Genomic DNA, 22,999 nt, shown 5'->3' on the forward strand with positions numbered 1-22,999 from the left:
TCCCCATGCGCCAGCCTCTCGATACCCATCGCACCTCTCAACAATCGGTAGCCGCATCATGCCGACGCCCAAAGGACTCGCTCCTTTCTTTCAATTATACAGAACTTCCCTGACAGAATATGTCATGGCTCACAAAAATTATCTTGCCTCCTATACATCCCATTTCTCCCGGTCTCATAAAGCATTTACCCCTCATCGGGCGCAAAAAAAGACTCGCCCCTTCAAAAGGCAAGTCTTCTCTTCGTTCTGTTATCTCCTATTTTTACTTCAATCGTTTTAATCCACGTGCCCCATGCGAGGCGCGACCATGGCCTGTAGCTCACCGATAACGACCGAACCGTTTCAATCCGCGTGCCCCGTGAGAGGCACGACATCTCTCTCCATTGAATATGTATGCCGGGTTGATGCTTCAATCCACGTACCCCTAAAAGGCGCGACATATCATTTCAAATCATCGGTGCAGAAAGTCCGAATCTCATGTTTCATCCGATGACGAGAGTTCTATGAGGGCCTTTTTCAAAAAACCCAGGGCCGGACTGGAAAAATCAAAGCACTTTGCGCGAGCCGCTTCTCCAATCTTCATACCTACGAAGCGATCGGTCCCTGAAAAATAGGCGTGCAATTTATTTTTATGAGCTGTCCGCAAAGAGGTTCCCCGTTCATGTTCAACTGTATATAAATAAGAATTAGATAGCGTCAATAAATCTTCCCCTGAAAATTCATTAGGGTTTTCTTTTAAAATCTGGCAGCACAAGTCTTCTAAAGTACCGTCACAAAAGTCTCCCTCAGTAGTTTTACCCGGCAGGAGTACAAAGCCGAAGCATATGCCGTCAGGATTTTGAACAAATTGCCCGTCCAGCGGAATATCAATCCCGAAAGCCGCATTCATACTCTTCTGAAGGGATTGGGCCGCATTGACAGCACTGGCTTCGGCATCTCGTATAATCAGAAATCCTTGCATATGATCATAATGCTCTACGGAGTGGAGGACACGCAGCTTCCTTTGCAATTCTTCATTTCCACCCAAATTGATAATATTGAAGGTATCCGGAACCACTTTGCCTTCAACAAGATGGGACACATAGCAGCGCAAAAAAAGTTCTTCATCCCGGCCTTCACACAAGATGACATGGGGAATCTTCGGTATAAGTTTTATGGAGTCGCCCTTTTTAGGCATATCACCGCACCTCCAATTCCGCATCTAGTGCCACTTCCAGTTCATCACCGGAGAAGGCATAGGCTTTTCGCCCTTTGTCAGAAACGCTGAGACGTTGATAACTAAGAGCCTCCAACTGATTCAACGCTTTCATCACAGCAACAGACTGTCGCAAAATATCGGCATTGTGGGTCGTAATCACTAGTTGGCAATGAATGCCTAAGGCCGCTTCGTACAAGGCGCGTAAAACCTTCGGATAGACGCTGTAATGGAATCCGTTTTCGATTTCGTCGAGCAGCACAATCCCATTGGGGCTGGTCAAGATAATTAACAACAAATTCAGCGCCTTATTGATTCCATCGCCCATATAGGTAATCGGCATTTTCATGCCATCGGCTAAGGTAACATACACATAAGGAAGGTTGTTTTCTACCAAAGTCATAATATCTGAAATCCGCCCGTCAAAGAGGCGTAAGACAGCCAATAAATCCTCTTTCCGTCCGTCTAAGATAAACTTACCGACCCATTCGGCAATCGCCCCGTTATCTGGAATATACAGATTTCTATAAAAGCTTACCTTCACAAAAGATGCATAATCTTTTTTTGGATTATCAGAACTAGGCATATTACGAATCTGTGTATTTTCGAAAGAGTATCTTCCCTGAATAGTCTGATTCTCTTCGGTATGCGTATACTCTAAGGCAAAAAAGTAGTGATCCAAATCCTGCAAAGCATATCCTTGCTTAAAAATACCAGACACAAGCTCAGTATTAATATCAAGGCTGACATTTTCATCAGGGACTTTCTTCATCGTCAATACCGATGTTTTGCCGTTATCTTGCTCTACCGACAACGAAAATTCATCTGTTTTCTCAAAATTGAAAAACAAGGGATTCCAAATCCGTTCCGGTGAGGGTAATTGCCCATTACTGCTGCGGCTAGCAGCCAATGCTGAAAAAACGTTCCCATTCCAATAGCTAAACGACAAAAAAATAGCTTCCAAAATCGCGGACTTCCCGGAATTATTCCGTCCGCCCAGCAGCGTAATCGGGGCCAACTTGGTCACCGACAAATCCTGAAAACACCGGAAGTTATGTATATTCAGTGTTGTAATCATATTTTCACCCGCTTCCATATTAACATTCCCGTAGTGATGACACTATTATATTTATTTTAACATATTATGATACGCTTTTAGCATAATTTTCTAGTTTTATGTGGGTACATTTTTTTTGAGTTTATACGTATGTGTTTATAATCGCTATCACGCTCTTCCCTCAAGATTATTATCCATACCCTATGCGATGACTAATGGCAACTGATTGATTCACTCATCCTGCCAATCTATTGCATAGCAAATTATTTACTAACCCGTATTTATCTCCACCCTAGATTTAATAACTACAACATATATTAAAATATAGTTGAACTACATAACTTCATGGCATATGTCAATGGCGTCGCTAGCTTCTCATTTCGTGCCTAAAGCCTATCTTGCCTCCTATACATCCCATTTCTCCCGGTCCCATAAGGCATTCGCCCCTCATCGGGCGCAAAAAAAGACTCGTCTTCAAAATGAACCACCCCTTAAAGTTAGATTTTTAGGTCCAACTTTAAGAGGCAGTTCAAAAAGACAAGTCCTTTTATACTCTGTCATCCCTTATTCGTTTTCATATAAGCACCTCTCATGAGGGACGTCCCGGCTTACTTTGCACAAGAGGCGATAATCAGGCAGATAACTGCAAAAGCAACCACTCGCGAAAGCCAAGGCTTTCTTTTTGGTTCATCAGGTAAGCCTTTGAAATTGGGATCTTTCACTTGAGCCAATAATCGCCTGACTTTCTCACCATCCGCATCGTCAGGATCAACAAAGGTTAATGCTCTTTCTAAAAAAGGAATGGCTTGCTTCTTGTCGTGGGTATACGTATAGGCAATGCCAAACTGATAGTAGACCCAAAAAGCAGGCTTCAAATATTCCATTCTTTTATGCGACGATTTTTCTATATATTCAATAAACTTGTCCTCCTCGCGAAGGAACATGCCAAAAAAGTTCTTTAGCGAGCTCTGATTGCTCTCTTCATTCCCCGCTTCAAATTGAAAATTGTCGGCAAACACTTTTAACAGCCATGCGGCATGATTATGCAAGTCCTCAGCGTAGGCGTTAACGCAGTACTCTTCTTCGTTGTCAAGAAACACCTCATTTTCAAAGGGGTCACCAACTTCCAACAGGAAGTCATAGGTCTCACGTTGATATGGATTGGCCAGTTCACTATAGGCCTCCTGCAGCAAGGCCATCTTTTTTTCTGCCTCAGCCCGGGGAAGAGAGGTCGTATCGGGATGATACTTTTTGGCTAAGGCAAGGTAGGCCCGGTGAATCTCTTCCGTGGATGCCTTGGGGTCAACACCTAAAAGCTCGTAATAATTCTCCATATAATCAGACATGCCGAGTAACACCTTCTTTCGAACAAAAAGACGATTGACTTCCCCCCTATAAGTCTGAATACGATTCCCCGCTTCCAAAAATGCCTCTATCTCAAGCGCTGTTTTTTACCTTCTTATAGCCTCGGGTACTCAAATACCCGATTCCCAAAATCACGCCAATTTTTACCACCGTTTTTACGATCTTCGGGAGCATAAATCCAAACCCAAAACCGATCATCCGACGCATCGTTATCTTCTTCATCAGCTTCACCCTCCTATGGTTGAAAAAGAATGGTATCCTAATTATCGCGATTACGCGAATAGTCATTGCGTAACGAAAAGAAAATTGAGGCCCCAAACGTCCCCGTCAGAAAGTATTTCCGCTTCCCCTTAATATGATTCAGAACATCCTTTTATGGGTTTTAAAATACCCGCCTTCCTCAGTCCTAGAAATTCGCTCACAGTCTGCCATTCACATCTTGCCGAATACGCATCCTCAAAGGCACCTTCACTTTTTCTTTCGCATTCCCGGACAGTTTGGCCGCCGGCCCACCGCAGCCATCGGAAATCTTATGTTCCTTTCACCTCAGAAGTCTTTATCTCGGCTAAGGCCTGCCGTACGAGTTCCTGCAGTTCTTCATCGAACTCGTAATCCATGGCTGCTTTTTTATACCATTTTATGGCTTGTTCACGATCTTGTTCGACGCCGGTACCGTGACGATAACAGTTGCCCAACTGACAGGCTGCCCAAGGGTTGAGGAATTCACGTTCCACCGCTTTTCGATACCAGGCAACGGCTTTTCCATAGTCTTGTTCGACGCCTTCTCCGTGATAATAACAGTTCCCTAAATGATATTGTGCCACATCATAACCTTGGTCGGCTGCTTTTTGGTACCAGGCGGCAGCTTTCCGGTAATCCTGCTCGACGCCCTTCCCTTCATAATAGCAGAGCCCTAACTGATTCTGCGCACTGTCATGGCCTTGGTCGGCTGACTTTTGGAACCAAGAAAAGGCCTGCTCGTAATCGCTGCCGCACATTTGTCCCAAAGTGAATTGTGCGCCGGGACTTCCCAGGTCAACGGCCTCCCGATAGAAATAAGCGTACCATTTAGCATACATCCAGTCCTGCGTAGTCTCATACCGGCCGCAGAAGACCTCACCGACATCGTCTCGCCACAACGCAATTTCAGCAGCATCGTCGATCGTATGGAGCCTCAAAAAAAGGGTGAACGGCTCCTGGGAAGAAGAAATCTCTTTTGCCATCTCGCGATTACAGGGAATATGAACCCGGGTATCGGCCAACAATAAATTTTCAAAGATCGGTCTTGCATAATCGCAAAAAGCCCAAATATAAAAGGGCAGCCTCTCCGTCTCGGCATCATAGTCATCGGGGACAGCCTTAGCGCAGCCAAAGGGCAGCAAAGGCATGCGGCTGATCCTTTCATCATAGGCTTCCTCCGTTTCATAAGGAAAGGGATCCCAACAGAGAGGCTGAACGGCAAGCAACTCGTCGCCATGCTTCAGATACACCCGGCTGTAATCACAGCAGACCTCATCGTCATACATCATCAACTTTGCCACCAAATCCCCGTCGATGACCGTATCATCGCTCACGCCGGTCACATAAAAAGCTTCGACAGGCGAAAATTGGATATCGGGATTATGATCGATATGGTATCGCAAGAAACAGTTGTCCGTATACCCGTCGCCGTCCAGAGGGGGATTAAGAATGGCGCAGCCGATATACACGGGCTCCATAGCCTTTATCCGCTGCCGGAAGGCACTTGGCGTTTCAAAAACCCGGCGGGACAGGGACGGCACCTGCCGCGACGCATCCAGTGACCTCGGACGGCCTTTCTCCCTGTTCCAAATAGCGGCTCACAGCGGGGACATCAGCGGGTAAAAAGTCTTCCGGCCTGTAGGATTTCCCCTTATACAGCCCATAGGCTACCGTCAGGATCAACAACCGGGCCAAGCACGACGGCACATCCCCATCCTCCCGGCCATAGGGCTCGATCATACGGCGAACCTCATGGAAATGGCGGCTCAAGCCTTGATCCACGAACTGATTTTCTTCTAATTCATTGATGCCCTGAAACAAATTCAGATAGGCAGCCCCTAAATCATGAATCATCCATCTCATGGCCCGGCGCATCTCATCCATGGCCTCCTTAGCCTCGGAAGCCTGCTCAGCCCAGACGCAGCAATCATATAAACGGGGGAAATCATGCTCCAAAAAACGAAATCTCGATACCGTCATAACCCTATCCTCCCCATTGGCGAATTTTTCACGAATTCCATGGCTGTTATAAGATCAATTATACAGAACCACCACGACAGAATATGTCCCTGTCAAATATTCAGCTTACCTGATAGCCCTTTCTTTACACCCGGTTCAATCGATCATACCTTTCCTATCTGTCATAAAAAGCCTTGCCCCATGAAAAAGCAAATCTCAATGTATGCTCCGGAGCGCCTCCATTTAGGACTGACAACCATCATTTCACCCTTCCCCGTGAATCAATAGAATAACCCAAAATATACAAATGCCGGTACCGGGCATCACAAAACAGATGCCCGTACCGGCATTTCTCATGCACTCTTCATTTTTGCGCCTAGCAGCATACCGGCCCCTATTGATAGAATCCTTTTCCAAAAAAATGTAACGGTCTTGTTAGTATGGCTGACCAAACTTGTTTGGCGGTTTCAGTCCCCTTACGGGGATTTTGGTAATGTAACGTCGCTGGCTCCGTACATTAATCTGGCTCGCGTATTGCGCGTTTCAGTCCCCTTACGGGGATTTTGGTAATGTAACCCTATCTCCCAGTACCCGCTCCCAAAGTGGGTTCACAGGCGATTTTTTCAAACCTCCGCATTACCTCAACTTATCTCAAGTATACGTTTTCCACCAAGTATTGTCAAACAACCGCAAGATCATCCCGCAAAGCTCCCTAGGAGCAGCCATAACAGCAGTCCCGAAGATGATAGTACCGTAACCAACATTGCTGTACATCATTAATAAATAGTTTCTACGATTTCAGTCCCCTTGCGGGGATTATGGTTCTTAACTCCGGGCTAAGATTCCAGTAACACGAAAGCTGAAAGATGGGTTTCCGTCCCCTTACGGGGATTAAGGTTCTAAACTTCGTTAATGCTCGTATGGTTCAGGCGCTGCACATTGAGTTTCCGTCCCCTTTCGGGGATTATGGTTCTTAACTCTCCCAGCTTGCAAGGTACTTATTCAAACATATTCGTTTCCGTCCCCTTACGGGGATTGAGGTTCTTAACAGCACCCCTTACAAATGGCTTAACTACGCCGTCGAAAATGGCATTTGCGGGGCGGATTTTATTTTCCGCCTTCTTCTGTTTTTTCGCTTCAAAAATCATCACACGCTGCATTTTCATCCCATTCCTGAGGAAGAACTAGGTATCCGTCTTTATCTCTATACCCTACAAAGTCTGTTTCTTTATAAGGAATGGTGAATTTTGGGATGGGCGGCTTACTTGTAAAGAAGGTTTTAATCTCTTCTTTCGATATTTTAGCGTGCTTATCACCATTTTTGTGTGCTGCAGTCCATGGTGACTGTACCTGACGCGACAAAGCAACGAGTGCCGATGTAGAAAACTGGCCATAGTAGCTCAAGACATCAAACAAAACATCTTTTTCCTGTTCAGAAAACGTGTCCTGATATCCAACACCGTCTTTTATCGGTTCTCGTCCAAATTCTTTATAGGTCCGATAGACAGAAGGAACCACCGGGCCATAATCCCAAGCTTCCATATCCTCATCAAAAAGAGGCTTTCCTAACTGCCGTAAACATTCTCCCTGTGCAAAATACAGGAGCTTATTCACTCGCATGTTGGTCATCAAATCGTCTGTGGGGATCGTATTGGCAATATTGATAAAAAACCTTGCCACCTCAATAGCCTGTACCATGTTCTCCCCTCCTGTTCGTTCCATCAAGATTCTTTAAACCTTACTAGACCATCATAGATTATAACAAAACACAAGCCATTAACACCTTTTCTAAAGTCATTATACCATTTTTTTAAGGAGTCACATTACATCCGGGGATTGTGTTTCTTAACGACTGGATGAGTTGCCCGTATGATCCACACCTCGATGAGTTTCCGTCCCCTATTTATTAGCTCCTTTCTTACCAAGAAAGGAGTCCAAGTAGGTCCGGGAATTATGGTTCTTAACATCAAAAAGAGCGAACGGACAACCGTGCGCGTCCATATGGGGTTTCCGTCCCCTTACGAGGTTTAAGGTTTTAATGATGAAAGCTTCCCAGTGGTCGTAGACTTGGCAGCGCGGGTTCCGTCCCCTTGCGGGGATTCGCTGCATTAGATTCTTTCTCACAAAGAAAGGAGTATTTAACTCGGCGGCGTGTTGTCACCCTTTCCCAATGTGTGACGAGTTTCCGTCCCCTTTCGGGGATTCAGGTTCTAAACACAGGAACGAGACAGTTTATGACGCCGCTCAAAATCGGTTTCCGTCCCCTTTCGGGGTTTTAGGTAATTAACGTTCGGTCACGAAGTAGAAGTATGGGTTTCTCCGTATAAGTTTCCGTCCCCTTGCGAGGATTGTGTTTCTTAACGTCGGAACTTTGTTCCGTCAAAGGTATCAAGACTGAATAGTTTCCGTCCCCTTTCGGGGTTTAAGGTAATTAACCTTGATATAATATAATCAAGGTAAGGGACAGAAAGTTTCCGTCCCCTTTCGGGGATTATGGGTCTAAACTGTATTCCAAAAGGAGGAATAATAATGTTAATAAAGTTTCCGTCCCCTTGCGGGGTTCCTTACATAAACTCCTTTCTCACCAAGAAAGGAGCTTGTTCAATCGTCCTTAACAGCCTCTTACAAATGACTTCGTTACACCATCGAAAAGGCCATTTGCGGGGCGGATTTTATTTTTCGGCTGTTTTCTGCTTTTTCGCTGAAATTAGCTTTCAAAAATCCTCAAAGGCTGCCATTTCATCACATCGGGGCTAAATGGTATAAAATCCATGAATCTATTCATATTATACCATATTTTTGAAGTCCCTTGTCGTATATTGAAATACTTTCCGACGATGCCGTCGCTATGAAGCACTTTTCTTTAAAAGTTCTCCCTGAAAAAGAGGTCCTCCCGACATTTGTCCAAGCGAAAAAAGAGACTCGCCCATCAAAAGGCAAGTCTCCTGTATTCCCCACCATCCCTACTTAGGAATGGCAATATGATATTGTTCATTCATGGCCGGATCGGGCTGGATCTCAATTTTGATGTTCCGTGAGATAAGGCCGTGTTTATAGAGGGTCCGGCTGATATTCCCACCCATATACATAGGATGAGGCCAGTTATCGCGGTTATCTCCTTTGGGCACGCGAAGGACCATTTCGGTTTTGCCTTCACGGTCAGCCGCTTGAATCTGTTCAATCAAGTTATAATCGATTTCATAGCAAATAGACGGCAGCACATATTTCAATATAATCTGCCCATTCCTCTTTATTCACAGGCTACTCATCAATTACTTATTTTCTACACGAACACTTTGAATAGTCCGCAATCCAAAATACTTGGCAACACCTGTATTTAGCCAATGCTTGTTTTGATTCTTTGGCTTAATATCATCTAATCCATAAGTAGCACAGAATTTATTTTTAGGAAAAATTGGATTTACATAGACATCTAGATTTCCTTTATCTTTTTCTATTTTTATTATCTTTTGATTGTCATTCCATTGAGCTGCATAATCATTAATCCCGTTTTTTGCGTCACTATAAAAAGTAATACAGCCCAAGAAGAGGATACACATTATCAAAAATTTTATTTTCCGGATTTCCAGAGTCTGATTCCATTGTTCATAGAGAATGCCTGAAGCAATGATCATCAGCATAACCGGGCCGAAAAAGACCCTATGATCAATTCTCCCTATTACACTAAAGGCAATCGAAGAAATAACAGCTCCTAAAAAGATAATAATGGCAGTTTCTTTTTTTATTTTTATACTACCAACTAATAATATGACAAAAAGAATAACTAGAAATAGCGTAGCTGCAGGATCGAATAATGCCCAGATATTTTTCAATACCATATTAGCTATATGGAAAGGTGAATGTGAATGCTTTTCAAAAGCAAATCGAACGAAGTTTCCCGGAGCTAACCATAGTACTAAAGATCCTAAAACAAGCCCAATCCCCCCGGCATAAGCAAAGCTAGGAATCTTTTTAAGTTTCGATCTGTAGATATACATATATCCAGCAACTATCGCAACTAAGCCAACCGAAACATTTTCATTAGACCATCCAGCAAAAATTCCTAGAACAAAAACAAAACATATACTAATAGGATGATTAATTTTTTCATCTAGGTTAACCTGGTAACTTCTCCATATTCCTAGAAACAGTAAAGGCAAAAGAGACGCCCACATATAATTTGCCGATCCAGAAATCCAGAGAATGTCCTGCCCAAATGCAGGAAGGCAGAGAAGCAAGGAAAAATGAATAAAAACAAGTATAACCGGATCAAATTTCCATTTTCCCAGAATATTCCATTGCATTAATACTAATAAAATCATGTAGCCAATAGTATTGATAATATCAAAAATATTTTTAGGAATCATTAAAAATGCCTGAGCAAATATTTCTCCCCATACGCGACCACCCCAATGAAGGTAAAAGTTTTTCCCATGCTGAAACATATCATTCAACCCCTGCATATTCATCGCAGCTTGAGATTTAAGTAAATCATCTACTACCCACGGAGTAGGTCTATTTAACTTAAACATCATTACTGAAATTAAAATGAACAGAATGATATAAGTTACCCTCCTTATAAAATCATTCCCGTCAATTTTATTTTCAAATGTTTCATTAATTCGCACTATTCTCGTTCCTCCTGTTCAATGCCTTATCTAAAACTATAAACTAAAAATTCGATAATTTTTCTTTATAGGAATTCATTTAGCTACCTTATTACAGCTATAAAATTGGAATTACTTGCTGTATTTACAAACGTCCCTAACCTTATCCTGATTCATGACCCGGTCACCATTGACGTCCTGCACCAAATAAAGAGGCCGGAATTTGCTTTCATTGAAGACTCGTCCCAGGTATTCCCCAATGATGCCCAGGAAGGAGAGCTGGACGCCGCCGATGAAGAGGATGATTGAAATGAGGGACGGATAGCCCGGCACGTCTTCGCCAAAAAGAATCGTCCGACCGATAATAAACAACATGTAGATCATGGCAATAAAGGCCAGGAAAATACCGACATAGGTTGCAGCCCGCAAGGGCGCCGTGGTAAAGCTGGTAATGCCTTCGATGGCCAAGTTGAGGAGTTTCCAATAGTTCCATTTCGTCTTGCCGGCAGCCCGGGCGTCACGGTCAAAGAGGATTTCCTTCTTTTCAAAGCCAATCCAGCTGAAAAGGCCTTTATTGTATCGCTGAGATTCACGCATCATCCGCAGGGCGTTCAAACACTGGCGGTCGAGGAGGCGAAAATCACCGACGTCACGCTGCATGGGCGCATTAGACAGTTTCTGAAGGATCGTATAAAAGGCATGGGACGACCATTTCTTGAAAAAGGTTTCCCCGGCACGGCTGCGCCGTTTAGCACTGACGTCCTGATAGCCCTGTTCCCACCAATGAATCAGTTCGGGGATGAGTTCCGGAGGATCCTGCAAATCGGCATCCATGATGATGGCCGCATCACCGGTCAAATAATCGATACCCGCCGTCATAGCGATTTCCTTGCCGAAATTACGGGACAAATTGACGTACGACACGCGGTCATCCTTCTCCCGCAGCTCGTGCATGATCGAGAGGGTCCCGTCCTTGCTGCCATCATTGACAAACATAAACTGGAAATCATAAGACGGAATCCCGTCAATGACAGCTGCCGTACGACGATAAAACTCCCGCAAAACCGCCTCTTCATTGTAACAAGGCACTAAAATTGAAATCAATAATTTTCCATTGCGTTCATCCAACTCATTCATTTCTTCAGCCACTTATTGCACCCTTTCCTAATCGATACTTCCTCATCAGTCAAAATCCGGTAAAAAGCGAGTTCTACGGCATAGAACTCGCTTTCGCCTTCATAAAAAATTTACACCGTCAATTATCGTCCCAAGACCTTATCGGCCATCTTCAAAGCACTTTCGACGGTGTCGTCCATATCGTAATACTTATACTCTGCCAGGCGGCCGCCGAAGATGACGTTCTGCTCTTTTTCGGCAAGGGCGGCATACTTTGCATAGAGTGCCTGATTGGGCGCATCATTGATCGGATAGTAGGCTTCCTGGCCCGGTTCCCAGTCGGCCGGATATTCTTTGGTTACATAGGTTACGGGCTGGGTCCCGAATTCAAAGTGCTTGTGCTCAAGGATACGCGTATACGGCGTTTCCGCATCGGTATAGTTCATGACAGCCACACCCTGATGGTTTTCTTCTTCCAAGCGCTCCGTTTCAAAGCGAAGGCCGCGATATTCTAAACGGCCGAGCTGATAGCCGAAGTATTCATCGATGGGACCTGTATAGACGATGTTTTTGGCAATGCCTTCATAGTCGCTGCGCGAGGCATTATAATCGACGCCGGTCCGGACTTCAATGCCTTCTAAGAGTCCCTTGATGAGGACATTATAGCCGCCGATGGGAATGCCCTGATAGCGGTCATTGAAATAGTTGTTGTCAAAGGTATAGCGTACGGGCAGGCGTTTGATGATGAAAGACGGAATTTCGGTGCAGGGCCGTCCCCACTGCTTTTCCGTGTAGCCTTTGATGAGTTTCGTATAGATATCCGTTCCGATGAGGGAAATAGCCTGTTCTTCGAGGTTCTGAGGATCCGTGATTCCTGCTTCTTCCCGCTGCTGAGCAATCTTGGCCGCCGCTTCTTTCGGCGTGCGGACGCCCCACATCTTGGTGAAGGTATTCATATTAAAGGGAAGGTTGTACAATTCCCCCTTATAATTGGCCACCGGCGAATTGACGTAATGATTGAATTCCACGAACTGATTGACATAGTCCCACACGACCTTATTCGACGTATGGAAAATATGAGCGCCGTACTTGTGAATGTGAATGCCGTCCTTTTCCTCACAGTACACATTGCCGCCGACATAGTCGCGCCGTTCCAAAACAAGGCAAGACTTCCCGGCATTCGTCATCTCCCGGGCAAAAACAGCCCCAAACAAACCGCTGCCAACAATCAGATAATCATACATAAAGCAAACCTCCTGTAAAAATACCGCATAATGATTTTATTATACCATATGGCCCATTATCTAACCACCGACCATTTATCGGATAAACGCAAAAACACCTTGGATTTATGCTGATATTATTCATAAATCCAAGGCTTCTCTATATGTGATTCAACCTAACCAACCGGTCCTTTCTCTGTCATATGACGTCTCAACTTTGACAACCCCTGTTTTACTTGGTATCCGACACCGGCTTTGCTAAGGCAGTGTTCTTTTGCCAGCTGACTGTAGGAATCGCCGTCAATGACATGCTTCACAATCATCTCTCGATGAAGTTCCGGCAATATCTCTAAGGTCTGATCCAGCTCCAGGCTTATTTCGGTCTGCAAGTATTTATGTTCCGGGCAATAGCGTTCAGAAGCCAGTGCGTTTTCGGGTAAATCCGTCACGGTATCCTTATCAAAGATATTTTTTTAATTTTTTTATGATAGCATGTATGCTGATACGTTTCGCGACGAAATTGATTATAAACCGAAGCTACCATCACTTTAGTCACGGACTCCGGCTGATCCAAATCATACTTAAAAATGCACTGAAGGGCCCCCTGATACGCCGTAGAAAGGGCTTCACCAAAAGTCTGATAATAATCTTGATATTCCTCCTGATATGCCTTAGCCAGCTTACAGAGGAAGGGATCAAATTCCCGAATCACTTCTTCCATTGCCAAGGTATCGCCGCGTTGTGCCGCACGGACACAGTGTCTCAACTGGACCGTCATACAATCAACTCCTTACTTAAATTTTTTAGATTAGAAACACCCCTCACTACTTCCTCACATTTCTCATCAAAAATTCAGATACGGAAAATACCCTGAGCGGCACATGCCGCCCAAGGTATCCCCCTGTATGCTGTCACGCTTATTCGAGCGTTTCGACTTTACGTGTTACGATCTGGCTGTCTTTCAAAGCCATCAGGTTGCCGCCGTCGTCGGTCGCAAAGATTTTTGCATCGACGATGGCATTGGCTGCAGCATCGACGGTTGCTTTGTCCAGGTCTGCCTTCGGCGAAGCGATGGAATAGCTGACGTTCTTATTGATGCCGTCGACGAAGGTCAGGCGCAGCGTTTTCGTTTCCGATTTAATAGCCATTTTCTTCTCTCCTTTCTGTTTAGATTTCCGGAAGACCCGAAGGCCCTTCCTTAGCCCGTGATCTCGTTTTCGACGACTTCACGGACGGTCACGATGGGATTTTCGTACAAGGTGCCGATTGCATCGACAGCCGTGATGACACTGGCTGCGTCGGCTCCGACGACGAGGTTGCGCATCAGTACCGATTTGCTCCGCGTTTCGCCGTATTCGTCCGGATAGGACAAGACCAGCTTCAATTTGCTGGACACTGCACTGCGTTCTGCCATGGTTCATGCCTCCTTTCTTTAAAAATTATGTGTGAATCGGGTATGCACCCGTTACGTCAAACAAGGTCAAGCAGCTTCGCCCCAGAGGGCTGCCCCTTTCATCTGGACGGGGTACTGCATAATGCCCGTGGCAATGGCCCTGGCCGCGGCATCTTTATAGGCCTCGTAGCGGCGCCAGTCACAGTCGTTGTCGATGAAGCAGACTTCGACGAGGACAGCGGGCATCATGGTGCTGCGCAGGACGAAGAGCCCCGGCCGTTCTTTGAGGCCCCGGTTCGGGAGGTTCAAGACGGCTTTTAAGTTGGACTGGATACAGTGCCCGAGCATCAAACTTCCCGTAGAGCCCGAGATCAACGTTTCCGTCCCGCTGGCCCTGCCGTTGAAGGCGTTGAAATGAAGGGAAATAAAGAGGTCGCAGTCTTCACTATTGGCCTCGTCACAGACGGCATAGAGATTGTCGTTCTGTCCGAAGCGTACGGCAATACCGTTATCTTCGAGATAGGACATGACGAGGCAGGCCAATTCATAGGCTGCGTCACATTCCCTGAGGTCAAGGCGCGGATTGACGGCGCCCGAATCAAGCTGCCGGTCGTGGCCGGCGTTCACATAGACTTTCATAATGCTCCTTTCTTAAAACTCACTTCTCGTTCCGATTTCTACACTGGCTGTTTGGCCGCCGATGGCAATGCCCTGAATGGCCCGTTTCTTCACCGGGCAGGGACAGACGTCGGTCCGTCCGCATTCGGCATACGGCCTGATGGGAAGCAGGATGGCGCTGGCCCTTTGCAGGATGAAGATGAGTTTCCTCTTGTCGAGGTTTCGTAAGAAACGAAAGAGTTGGTTCATAATATCTCCTTTCTTTATGCAATTTTACGGATGACTAAGGTAATCATGCCGTTATCATTCAATTCCATATAGGTCCGGTAAGGACTTCCGGCCGCAATTTCAGACTCCCGGGTACTCATGCAGTTCATGATATCGAGGCAGTTACGCCTAGCTGTCGCTTCGCTGATATCGGGGAAGAACTGACGGGCAAATTCCATCACATGGGGACTCATGACGCCATATTCTTTGGGCCTGTTTTCCCGGATCCGATCCATGGTCTCCGTCACGCGCCGTTTCGTTTCCGGACTCATCGTCGTGGAGACAGGGGTCGCCTCGTAGACGCGGCGGTTCATCTCCTTTCGCATCTGCTGCCATTCGGCAACAATGTCGGCAAGGGACGGTGCAAATTTAAGGGATGAAACAATTCTTTTAGCCAAGGTCTCCGCCTGGGTCACCGATATGTCGGAGCCCAGACTTTCCTTCACCATTTCGATGAAGATGGGGTTTGTATTCTGGTTCGCCCCGTAACACGCCTTCAACGTATTCATTAAAGTTGGGATAGCCATGGAATTCATCTTCCTTTCGTTTGCCGCGCATGGGTCGTCCGTTGCTGTTCTTCAAAATGGCGGCAATGTAGTTAATATTATTGACCTTGTTTTCGTGAGCCATCTCAATGGCCGTACAAGTGGATTCGCTGCCCCACATGTTTTCCAAGGTGATCAATCGATGTGCAAAATCGCCCTGCATGGGCCCAAAGAGATTCTGATAGGTCTGTACCGAGGCATAGCCCTTCACAGCCTTCGGCGTCGTCACAGCTTCGCCTGTAAGCCGTTCCGGTTCCGATTGGGACTCTTCCCCTTCATCAGTAGCAGGAAGCGCTTCCAGCGGCATTTCACCCGTCTTTTCAGCTACGACAGTATCTTCGACGAGCTTTGTGATGGGCAGGGCAACCGGTTCTTCTTCCGGAGTATCCGAATGTTCTTCACCGGAAGTCTCGACGATGGGACTTTCTTCCGGAAGGCCTTCTTGTTGAGCTTCTTCTTGAGCCAAGCGCTGCCTCTCACGATAGCGGCGAACCCGTTCATTGGTCTGCTCCCTTCGCCTCTCATCTCGATGAAAGCTTTGCAGTTCATCCCAGATGATAATTCGGATCATCCCTTTTTCGTCGCGTTCGATGAGGTCGACCTGCTCTAATGCCTTCAAGCCATTTTCAATAAAAGGCTGACGGCGGTGCAGGCTCTTGGCAATGAGCTGCGTCGTAAGGGGCTCGGTCTCCGACACGTAAATCTTACCGTCGTCATTGACCATCCCGGCCATATCCTTTAAGAAGAACCATAAGACAATGTACGAATCGCCGTTGGGAAGATTCATCAAATAAAGAATACGGGGATCTAAAAAGAGTCCTACTTTCGTTTTCAGCCATTGTAACTTTTTCATTGCCAGCACCTCTTTTTTCTTCTTGGGGAATGTCTTTCGAAATTACCCCTCTACTATACTAGTACAAAAAAAATGCAAATCGTCTAAAGTTTTTTTCAAACTTTTTACGAAAAGCCTCGATTTTTCACTTCTTTTATTTCGTTTTTTTCCATATTTCATCCGGTTTTACATCTTTTCCTATTTATACATTCTGAGTGGTAATTTTTACATCCAAAAACCTAAAGTTTTCTGAACTTTCAAAAATCCGCAAACTAATACATTTGTCTTTCACAGAAATACAAAAAAAGTCCCTTTCCGGAAAAAATCACTTCCAGAAAGGAACTTTACGAAAGACAAAAAAGAGTACAAAAGCCTCAAAAAATGATGACCATAAAATGAACCCCGACACATCAAATCCAATCGATCAAAAAAAATCAACCCGGCATAATTTTACCTGTCCTCATTTATCTCATCATCTTTTGTCTCTGATTATTTTATCTTAATCTTGTCTTATGTATATTGTCTTATCTTTTCTCCTCTTATCTCTCTTCTTTTCTATTCCTATACGTAACGCGTTACATCACGAGTTCAATTACTGCTAATCCCCTTGATAAGCCGCATCATTAAGCCAATTTTCGAATAATCAAAGTCTGCGTTAATTAACTATTATGATTCAATTATCGGGATATATCAAGAAATAACCATAATTAATCCAATGAGCTTCAATCGTTTCGTAAATAGGTACAAAAAAGATGCCCATAGCCTAAGCCACAGACATCTCAAATGCTATTTCAACAATATAAATTAAAAAAATTCACTTAATTTATCGTGCAAACTCTCCTTAATACGCTGTAAGTTTTTCCTGAAATACTGACTATTCTTTTTACAACAAGATGCAAAATAAATGCACCTATGATAATTCTAAAAAGGGTCAATAGCAGCAGACCTAACGCCACCCAAGGATTTGATGGATTCCAAATTTCCAGCATATAGAGAATAACCACATGCTGCAACAAAAATATCTCGTACGAAATACTGCTAATCCAAGTAATCACCTGATTCAACCCCTGAATATTCATAATCTTTGAACCAAGAGTAAAAAGAACAAGAATAAAAGTACTCCAGTAATGCACCGCCTCCAAAAGTTATATTTTTAGGTTCAACTTTAGAAGACGGTTCAAATTACAAGGAGATTCTTCCTTAAAATCGACTATGGACCAACTTTATCAAATACGAAAAAACTATGGAATTTACGAAGCTAAAGAGATGGATGGATAAAATTACTTAAGATAATTATTTTGAAAAAACTTTATTTTATCACTTAATTTATCATTATTAGATATACCATATAAGGATTTTACCCTACCTCTAATTTCTTCCAATAAATCTAAAACCCCTTCTGATGTAATATTAGATTCAAGATAGCCTAACATTTCTGCAAACTTCTTTTGGCATAAAGAAAATTGTAACTTACTCTTTATTAATTCATCCGTAAAAGAAATCAATGCAATAAATGATTGCTTTGCATCAAAATTTTTAATTAGTTCAATATAAATAGGGTTCGCAGCCCATGCTTCTCCACTCCCATTAGTCAAGAATACAGACACTATTACCTTTACATATTGGAAATTCATTTGTGGAGGAATCGTACCATGATCACCTACTACAGCACGCAATTGTCGTGCAAAAGAAGGTTCATTATAAAAATTATTAAAACTATTATGAGCCATCATCAAATTGTCTAAAGACATTTTGATGATGGGAGCTTTTACCGTATCTGGCAAATAAGACATTCCTCCCACAACTTCTAAAAATCTCTTTGCCTCATTTTTAGTTTGGTTATCTCCATTTGCCAAAAATGTTGCATATCTAATACCAAAATCCGATTTTACTTCTTCAGATATTATTTTCCATAATTCAGGTGCTAAATTATTTATATTACTCCTTGTCTGTTGATTTGTTTTTTCGTCAATGTATATACCAAAAAAACCTTTTGCCAATGCATCAGCTTTTTCAATACTTAATTCGGTAAAAAATGGAATTATCATTGAAGCTTGCCTATCATCGATCACTTCAGATTTAATATTTGCTAATAGTTGACCAATTTTAATCTGTATATTTGATGGTGGGGTTGCAATTACTTCTTTGATACAGGTCTCTAACCACGAAATTAAATTTAACCCCGTTAATTCTGCCTGGTTAGGATGTGCTGCACTTGCCCAATTCCTCATATAGCGTATAAAATCTAAATGCTTATACCCGAATTGTGTAATCAAACCAATTTCCAAGGCCCCCTTAATTAAATCAAAATCATCTAACTTCAATAAATCTTCTGGTGAAGTAAATTGTTTTCTTCTCTCATCACTTATTACAACATCATAGAAGTACCTAATATCTCCGTTTACCACTCTGATTCTTAATTGTTTAATCGTCTCATCCCACAAATAATTCAATGCTGCATCAAATAAACCTGTCGATACTGCAACAAAAAACTTAGACAAATAATATGATTCCTTAATCAACTCAGTATTCATCCTATCTATAACAAATGGAAGATTTGCTATTGCAATTTTTCGTTCGTCCAACGAAGACAAAACATTATCTGTCGGTAACCCTACTTCATGTAAAACTGATAAATACATACCATTTGAATCTTGTATAATTTGTGACATCTTACTCTGATTGTTTTTAATTGATAATTCAGTTTCCATAAAATTCTCTCTCCTTTAAAGATTTTTTTAGCAATATAGATATTAAAGATAAGCATCTTTTATAAAAATATTCATAATATAAATCGTTTGAAATATCTATTTTATTCTTTTCATGATGTCTTATTCGATATGAGTTTCCTATATCAGTCAATGCTTTAAATTCAATAGCAAACATTTCTTTGATATGTTCATTTCCATAACTTATATCATCAATGATTTTTTCTGCTGATTTTTTCTTATCCAAAGTAGGATAATAATAAGTTTTAATTCGTTCAAAAGCATCCCATATTTTTTCAACAGCGTAAGAGTACTCCCCTTTTCTATACAAGTCATCCGCCGTTGCAATTAACTCTTCAATACCTGCTTCACCAATTCTTATAGAAGAATCAAGTTCTATTTCTTTATTATTGGTTGAATGTATTTCTCCACTCTTAAGTTTTATACCAATATCATTCAATTTAAAGATAGTATTTATTTCTTTTTCAAATTTTTCATATTCAGTAATATTCCTACTAAAACTTTCAATAACATCGAATATAGTTACTGGTGAACTTCCCTCCTGAAAATCCTTAAATGCTTTTATTTCAACAAGTTCTTTACCGACATAATGTTTTGGTATATAAAATTTATTAATATCTTCTAAAACATACTCACTACTACGTTTTGTATAATGCCAGTTAGTTTCATCTGTTAAGTAAAATACTTCATTATACTCATCCATCACTTTAAAAAGTTGATATCTCACCACATTAGGAAGCTTAATCCTAATTTTTTTATTTATTATAAGATGTTTATTTCTTTCCGAAAAAGGGATATACATAACTGGCTTCACTCTATATATTTTCCAGCTAAAGACATCTCTTCCAGACAATTTGCTGGTGGCAACTATCTCATACCCATCTTCCCTTAGTAAAGCATTTATTCTTTCTAAATATCTTTCCCAAACTCCATTTTCAACCCTCACTTCTGGATGAAATACTTCACAAATAAAGTTAAGCAAAATATTATCTTCACCATCAAGCAGTTGAAATCTTTCATCCTCGAATATCCAATCGTCTGGGTAATCGCCATTATGTGTGTGCATTATGATTTCTTTTTCTGCATTATCAACTCTTGAATCTTTACTTTCCCAATCTGCTAAGTTATACAATCTTTTCAAAAATTCAACAATATCAAGTCGACCATAATAAGGGTAAACTATAGCTTCTGGTATTAACCAATTATCTTCTGTTATTCCATTTTTAAATAAATCAAAAATATCTCGTCTCGTAACACCTGTAATTTTATTCAAAACATGATCTCCTCATATTAAATTTTCACACATTCTACTATTTCCTCAATATCACAATCTAACGCATTACAAATTCTAAGCAAAACGTCCGTAGTCACATTTTGCCCATTCTTCATTTTGTAAAAGGTGCTTTTACTTACTTTTGCTTTTTCCATCAAGTCATTGTTTGTCATATCTAAATCAATCAGTTTTTTGAATAATCTTTTATAACTGAAAGTCCTCATTCTTATCCTCCGCTTAAGAAAACCTTATTGATTATATTATATCACAAAATGTCCTTTTTTCATGAATATATTCTCTTTAAACGAACTTTCTCAAATAAAAAGAATGTCCATAGTCTAGACCACGGACATCTAAAAAGTTACCTATAAAGTTATTCATTTATCAAAACTATCGCTTATAAAGAATTCAATTTCCCCGAATCATAGCTATCGTACGTTTTACCTGTTTACGTTGGAGGAATATAAAAGATAAATACGCTCCACCGTAGATAATCATGCAGAAAACATTATCAAAGAACCAGCCACTAGCCGTAAAAATGCCACACATAACAAGATCACTCAAAATATCTGTACGCAGATTCATCTGGAGAAGATAACTGATAAAATACTCAGCAAAACAACACTGAAAGGCATAAATGCCAACTATAGAAAGGACTGTCAAATTCAAATCATGGGCAATCTGCACAGTAAAAAAAGTCACTACCAGGGATACGAGGACGCTGACCACATTAATCTTTAGCATCAACGCTTCCTGGCGCATGCTTTTCAAATAGGTATTGATGAGAAGGCTTAATTTACTGTCAAAAACGCATACCGGGAACAATACACTCATATAAATCAAACTGTCAGCATATTGCGGCAGCCACCAGGCCAAAAGAGATTTTAACGGATAATATCCAATCAAGGTCGCAAATAAAACGATATCCAAGCTGGTTCTGATAGACTTATACGCCGAAGCACGCCGGTCTTCATCCATGCGCTTGATGATGGGGAAAAAGACAACACTAACCGAAGTGATAAATACCATGAGAAAATTAGAAATGCCTAAGGTCAGTGATACACGGCCAAACGTAGCCACATCCCATCCTACGGAAATGCCATAGCGAACAATACCTATAATCAACAGGCTGGCAATATTGGCTAACATTAATTTACTGCCTACAGTCAGATTTTCTTTTGCCTCCTCGATAATCTGTCCGAGTGAGTAAAATCGGGGGACCAAAAGACTACGGCACAGATAAATACCAATGACAGTAAGGCTAATAGTGGAAAACAACTTCGCATAATACATATATCGAAATTCATTTCGATGAAGCACTAACAAAAAGAAACTAACACCCAAGAAAAACACAACTCGTTCCGTTAATAAAAACTTCGCATAGTCCTTGATATGATTAGTAATCTGTAAAATAAAGTTACAGAGATTCGTAAAGTTAATAAAAGGTGCCAACCATACAGCACAAATCAGTGCCAACTTTTTCATAGGGTCATCTACAAATAGTTCCCCCAAAACAGTAAAAAAAGCTGCTAAGAAAAGTTGTAAAAAAGTGATTCCATAAAATTGTCCAGCAAAAGTTTTTTGGTCTAATTCTTCAAATTGTTTTCCGGCATAGCGCAAGTAAATACCATCTTCCCAGCCAAAATGTAAAAAACCTAGATAAGAAAAATAAAATAAAAAGAGCTGCCAAAGGCCATAATCATTGACACTAAGAAACTTTGGAACGAACATAACCATAAAAACGGAGACACAAAGGGATATGAGATTCGCTCCAAAAGAATATGAGATATTTTTTAAAATTTTAGTACGTTCCATTTATGTTCCTATACCTCAAATATATTAAACATTAAAAATAACAACGAATTTTTCCTCTAAAAATAGAATAGTGAAAAAATAATTTCATTATTACTTTTTTTATTTTCCAATATGATGATATGTTGAATAAAAATAATATTTTGATTTATAAGCCTGTTTTCTTTTTAAGACCTCTTTCATTGATTTATTGATAGATATGGCAGAGTTATGAAAATAAGATATGTCGGTATTAATAATCATTTTATAATTAGAATCTAGAAGCTTTTTACCTAAAATTTGCTCTTCAAAATATAAAAAGATATTTTCGTCTAATCCTCCCAGTTCTTTATAGACATTTGCATCAATAGCAAACAAGGATCCTGGTAACCATTCTACATCTATAATACCTTCATTTGGATTAACACAAGGTCCCCTAAATGGGATAATGTGCTTTAAAAGAAAAGTACATTCCATAATTTCTTGCCAATATGTATATGTGCATCGAGTCATAATTTCATGATATGGTAATTTCATATATCCTGTTGCAGCTTGAGCATGCTGCTTTTGCATATCAAAAACTATCTGTTTCAAAAAAGCTTCCGTATATTCCACATCAGGATTAGAAATAAATAAAATATCAATATGATAATTATTCATTAAATACCATGCACCATAGTTATTTCCGTATGAATATCCTTTATTTTGATTGGTTTGGATTACATCAATATTACCCCCTGCAAGTCCCTTTAGTTTATCAAAAGACCCATCTGAAGAAGCATTGTCTAC

25 protein-coding genes are annotated in these 22,999 nt (G+C 41.7%); all 25 read right to left on the minus strand.

Annotated features, from left to right (window positions below; genetic code table 11):
- Positions 1 to 475 precede the first annotated feature (475 nt).
- A complete protein-coding gene (locus TX77_RS05825; protein WP_044503855.1) occupies positions 476 to 1,177 on the minus strand; it encodes a DUF3226 domain-containing protein in 702 nt (233 codons plus the stop codon).
- Between the two features lies 1 nt (position 1,178).
- On the minus strand, positions 1,179 to 2,291 hold the full coding sequence (locus tag TX77_RS05830; RefSeq protein ID WP_044503856.1) for an AAA family ATPase: 1,113 nt from the start codon (positions 2,289 to 2,291) through the stop codon (positions 1,179 to 1,181).
- 569 nt (positions 2,292 to 2,860) lie between these two features.
- The gene (locus TX77_RS12955; RefSeq protein ID WP_049917306.1) at positions 2,861 to 3,598 is read right to left on the minus strand and encodes a J domain-containing protein; all 738 of its coding nucleotides are present in this window, start codon (positions 3,596 to 3,598) and stop codon (positions 2,861 to 2,863) included.
- 91 nt (positions 3,599 to 3,689) lie between these two features.
- Positions 3,690 to 3,839 (minus strand): hypothetical protein, encoded by a 150-nt coding sequence (locus tag TX77_RS13590; protein ID WP_154651868.1) that lies wholly within the window; start codon positions 3,837 to 3,839, stop codon positions 3,690 to 3,692.
- Between the two features lie 308 nt (positions 3,840 to 4,147).
- Positions 4,148 to 5,335 (minus strand): tetratricopeptide repeat protein, encoded by a 1,188-nt coding sequence (locus tag TX77_RS12960; protein ID WP_049917307.1) that lies wholly within the window; start codon positions 5,333 to 5,335, stop codon positions 4,148 to 4,150.
- Between the two features lie 34 nt (positions 5,336 to 5,369).
- Positions 5,370 to 5,837: a hypothetical protein gene (locus TX77_RS05845; RefSeq protein WP_044503857.1), complete on the minus strand. Its 468-nt coding sequence runs from the start codon at positions 5,835 to 5,837 to the stop codon at positions 5,370 to 5,372.
- Positions 5,838 to 6,814: 977 nt separating this feature from the next.
- Positions 6,815 to 6,976, minus strand: coding sequence for a hypothetical protein (locus TX77_RS13595; protein WP_230198065.1), 162 nt, complete (start codon positions 6,974 to 6,976; stop codon positions 6,815 to 6,817).
- Positions 6,954 to 7,514, minus strand: a complete 561-nt coding sequence (locus TX77_RS05850; RefSeq protein ID WP_230198066.1) for a Panacea domain-containing protein — start codon at positions 7,512 to 7,514, stop codon at positions 6,954 to 6,956. The genes TX77_RS13595 and TX77_RS05850 overlap by 23 nt, the downstream gene beginning before the upstream one ends.
- 1,265 nt (positions 7,515 to 8,779) lie before the next feature.
- Complete coding sequence (locus tag TX77_RS05860) at positions 8,780 to 9,046, minus strand: hypothetical protein (RefSeq protein WP_154651870.1); 267 nt, start codon at positions 9,044 to 9,046, stop codon at positions 8,780 to 8,782.
- A gap of 42 nt (positions 9,047 to 9,088) precedes the next feature.
- Positions 9,089 to 10,444 carry a DUF3329 domain-containing protein gene (locus TX77_RS05865; RefSeq protein ID WP_044503861.1) on the minus strand — a complete coding sequence of 452 codons (1,356 nt, stop codon included), beginning with the start codon at positions 10,442 to 10,444 and terminating at the stop codon, positions 9,089 to 9,091.
- A gap of 111 nt (positions 10,445 to 10,555) precedes the next feature.
- Positions 10,556 to 11,572 (minus strand): glycosyltransferase family 2 protein, encoded by a 1,017-nt coding sequence (locus tag TX77_RS05870; RefSeq protein WP_230198067.1) that lies wholly within the window; start codon positions 11,570 to 11,572, stop codon positions 10,556 to 10,558.
- Between the two features lie 110 nt (positions 11,573 to 11,682).
- On the minus strand, positions 11,683 to 12,783 hold the full coding sequence (glf, locus tag TX77_RS05875) for a UDP-galactopyranose mutase (RefSeq protein WP_044503862.1): 1,101 nt from the start codon (positions 12,781 to 12,783) through the stop codon (positions 11,683 to 11,685).
- A gap of 155 nt (positions 12,784 to 12,938) precedes the next feature.
- Positions 12,939 to 13,211, minus strand: coding sequence for an RNA polymerase sigma factor (locus tag TX77_RS14085; RefSeq protein ID WP_230198068.1), 273 nt, complete (start codon positions 13,209 to 13,211; stop codon positions 12,939 to 12,941).
- Positions 13,208 to 13,540, minus strand: coding sequence for a helix-turn-helix domain-containing protein (locus TX77_RS14090; RefSeq protein ID WP_230198069.1), 333 nt, complete (start codon positions 13,538 to 13,540; stop codon positions 13,208 to 13,210). The genes TX77_RS14085 and TX77_RS14090 overlap by 4 nt, the downstream gene beginning before the upstream one ends.
- A gap of 139 nt (positions 13,541 to 13,679) precedes the next feature.
- On the minus strand, positions 13,680 to 13,910 hold the full coding sequence (locus TX77_RS05885) for a DUF2922 domain-containing protein (RefSeq protein WP_044503863.1): 231 nt from the start codon (positions 13,908 to 13,910) through the stop codon (positions 13,680 to 13,682).
- Between the two features lie 50 nt (positions 13,911 to 13,960).
- Positions 13,961 to 14,176 (minus strand): DUF1659 domain-containing protein, encoded by a 216-nt coding sequence (locus TX77_RS05890; RefSeq protein ID WP_044503864.1) that lies wholly within the window; start codon positions 14,174 to 14,176, stop codon positions 13,961 to 13,963.
- 66 nt (positions 14,177 to 14,242) lie between these two features.
- On the minus strand, positions 14,243 to 14,794 hold the full coding sequence (locus TX77_RS05895; protein ID WP_044503865.1) for an N-acetylmuramoyl-L-alanine amidase family protein: 552 nt from the start codon (positions 14,792 to 14,794) through the stop codon (positions 14,243 to 14,245).
- Between the two features lie 12 nt (positions 14,795 to 14,806).
- Positions 14,807 to 15,022: a hypothetical protein gene (locus TX77_RS05900; protein ID WP_044503866.1), complete on the minus strand. Its 216-nt coding sequence runs from the start codon at positions 15,020 to 15,022 to the stop codon at positions 14,807 to 14,809.
- Between the two features lie 14 nt (positions 15,023 to 15,036).
- Positions 15,037 to 15,438, minus strand: a complete 402-nt coding sequence (locus tag TX77_RS13380) for a hypothetical protein (protein ID WP_049917308.1) — start codon at positions 15,436 to 15,438, stop codon at positions 15,037 to 15,039.
- A complete protein-coding gene (locus TX77_RS13385; RefSeq protein WP_049917309.1) occupies positions 15,431 to 16,438 on the minus strand; it encodes a phage replisome organizer N-terminal domain-containing protein in 1,008 nt (335 codons plus the stop codon). Before TX77_RS13385 ends, TX77_RS13380 begins: the two co-directional genes overlap by 8 nt.
- Positions 16,439 to 17,697: 1,259 nt before the next feature.
- Positions 17,698 to 19,128, minus strand: coding sequence for a hypothetical protein (locus TX77_RS05915; RefSeq protein ID WP_049917310.1), 1,431 nt, complete (start codon positions 19,126 to 19,128; stop codon positions 17,698 to 17,700).
- Positions 19,118 to 20,419: an AbiJ-related protein gene (locus TX77_RS05920; protein ID WP_044503867.1), complete on the minus strand. Its 1,302-nt coding sequence runs from the start codon at positions 20,417 to 20,419 to the stop codon at positions 19,118 to 19,120. Before TX77_RS05920 ends, TX77_RS05915 begins: the two co-directional genes overlap by 11 nt.
- 17 nt (positions 20,420 to 20,436) lie before the next feature.
- On the minus strand, positions 20,437 to 20,643 hold the full coding sequence (locus TX77_RS05925; protein WP_044503868.1) for a helix-turn-helix domain-containing protein: 207 nt from the start codon (positions 20,641 to 20,643) through the stop codon (positions 20,437 to 20,439).
- Between the two features lie 184 nt (positions 20,644 to 20,827).
- Positions 20,828 to 22,234 carry an MATE family efflux transporter gene (locus TX77_RS05930; protein WP_044503869.1) on the minus strand — a complete coding sequence of 469 codons (1,407 nt, stop codon included), beginning with the start codon at positions 22,232 to 22,234 and terminating at the stop codon, positions 20,828 to 20,830.
- Positions 22,235 to 22,333: 99 nt separating this feature from the next.
- Positions 22,334 to 22,999, minus strand: a 666-nt coding sequence (locus tag TX77_RS05935; RefSeq protein ID WP_044503870.1) for a glycosyltransferase family 2 protein, incomplete at its 5' end; no start/stop codon positions are given.

It is taken from the genome of Megasphaera massiliensis, from assembly GCF_000455225.1.
GTDB classification, from domain to species: domain Bacteria; phylum Bacillota; class Negativicutes; order Veillonellales; family Megasphaeraceae; genus Megasphaera; species Megasphaera massiliensis.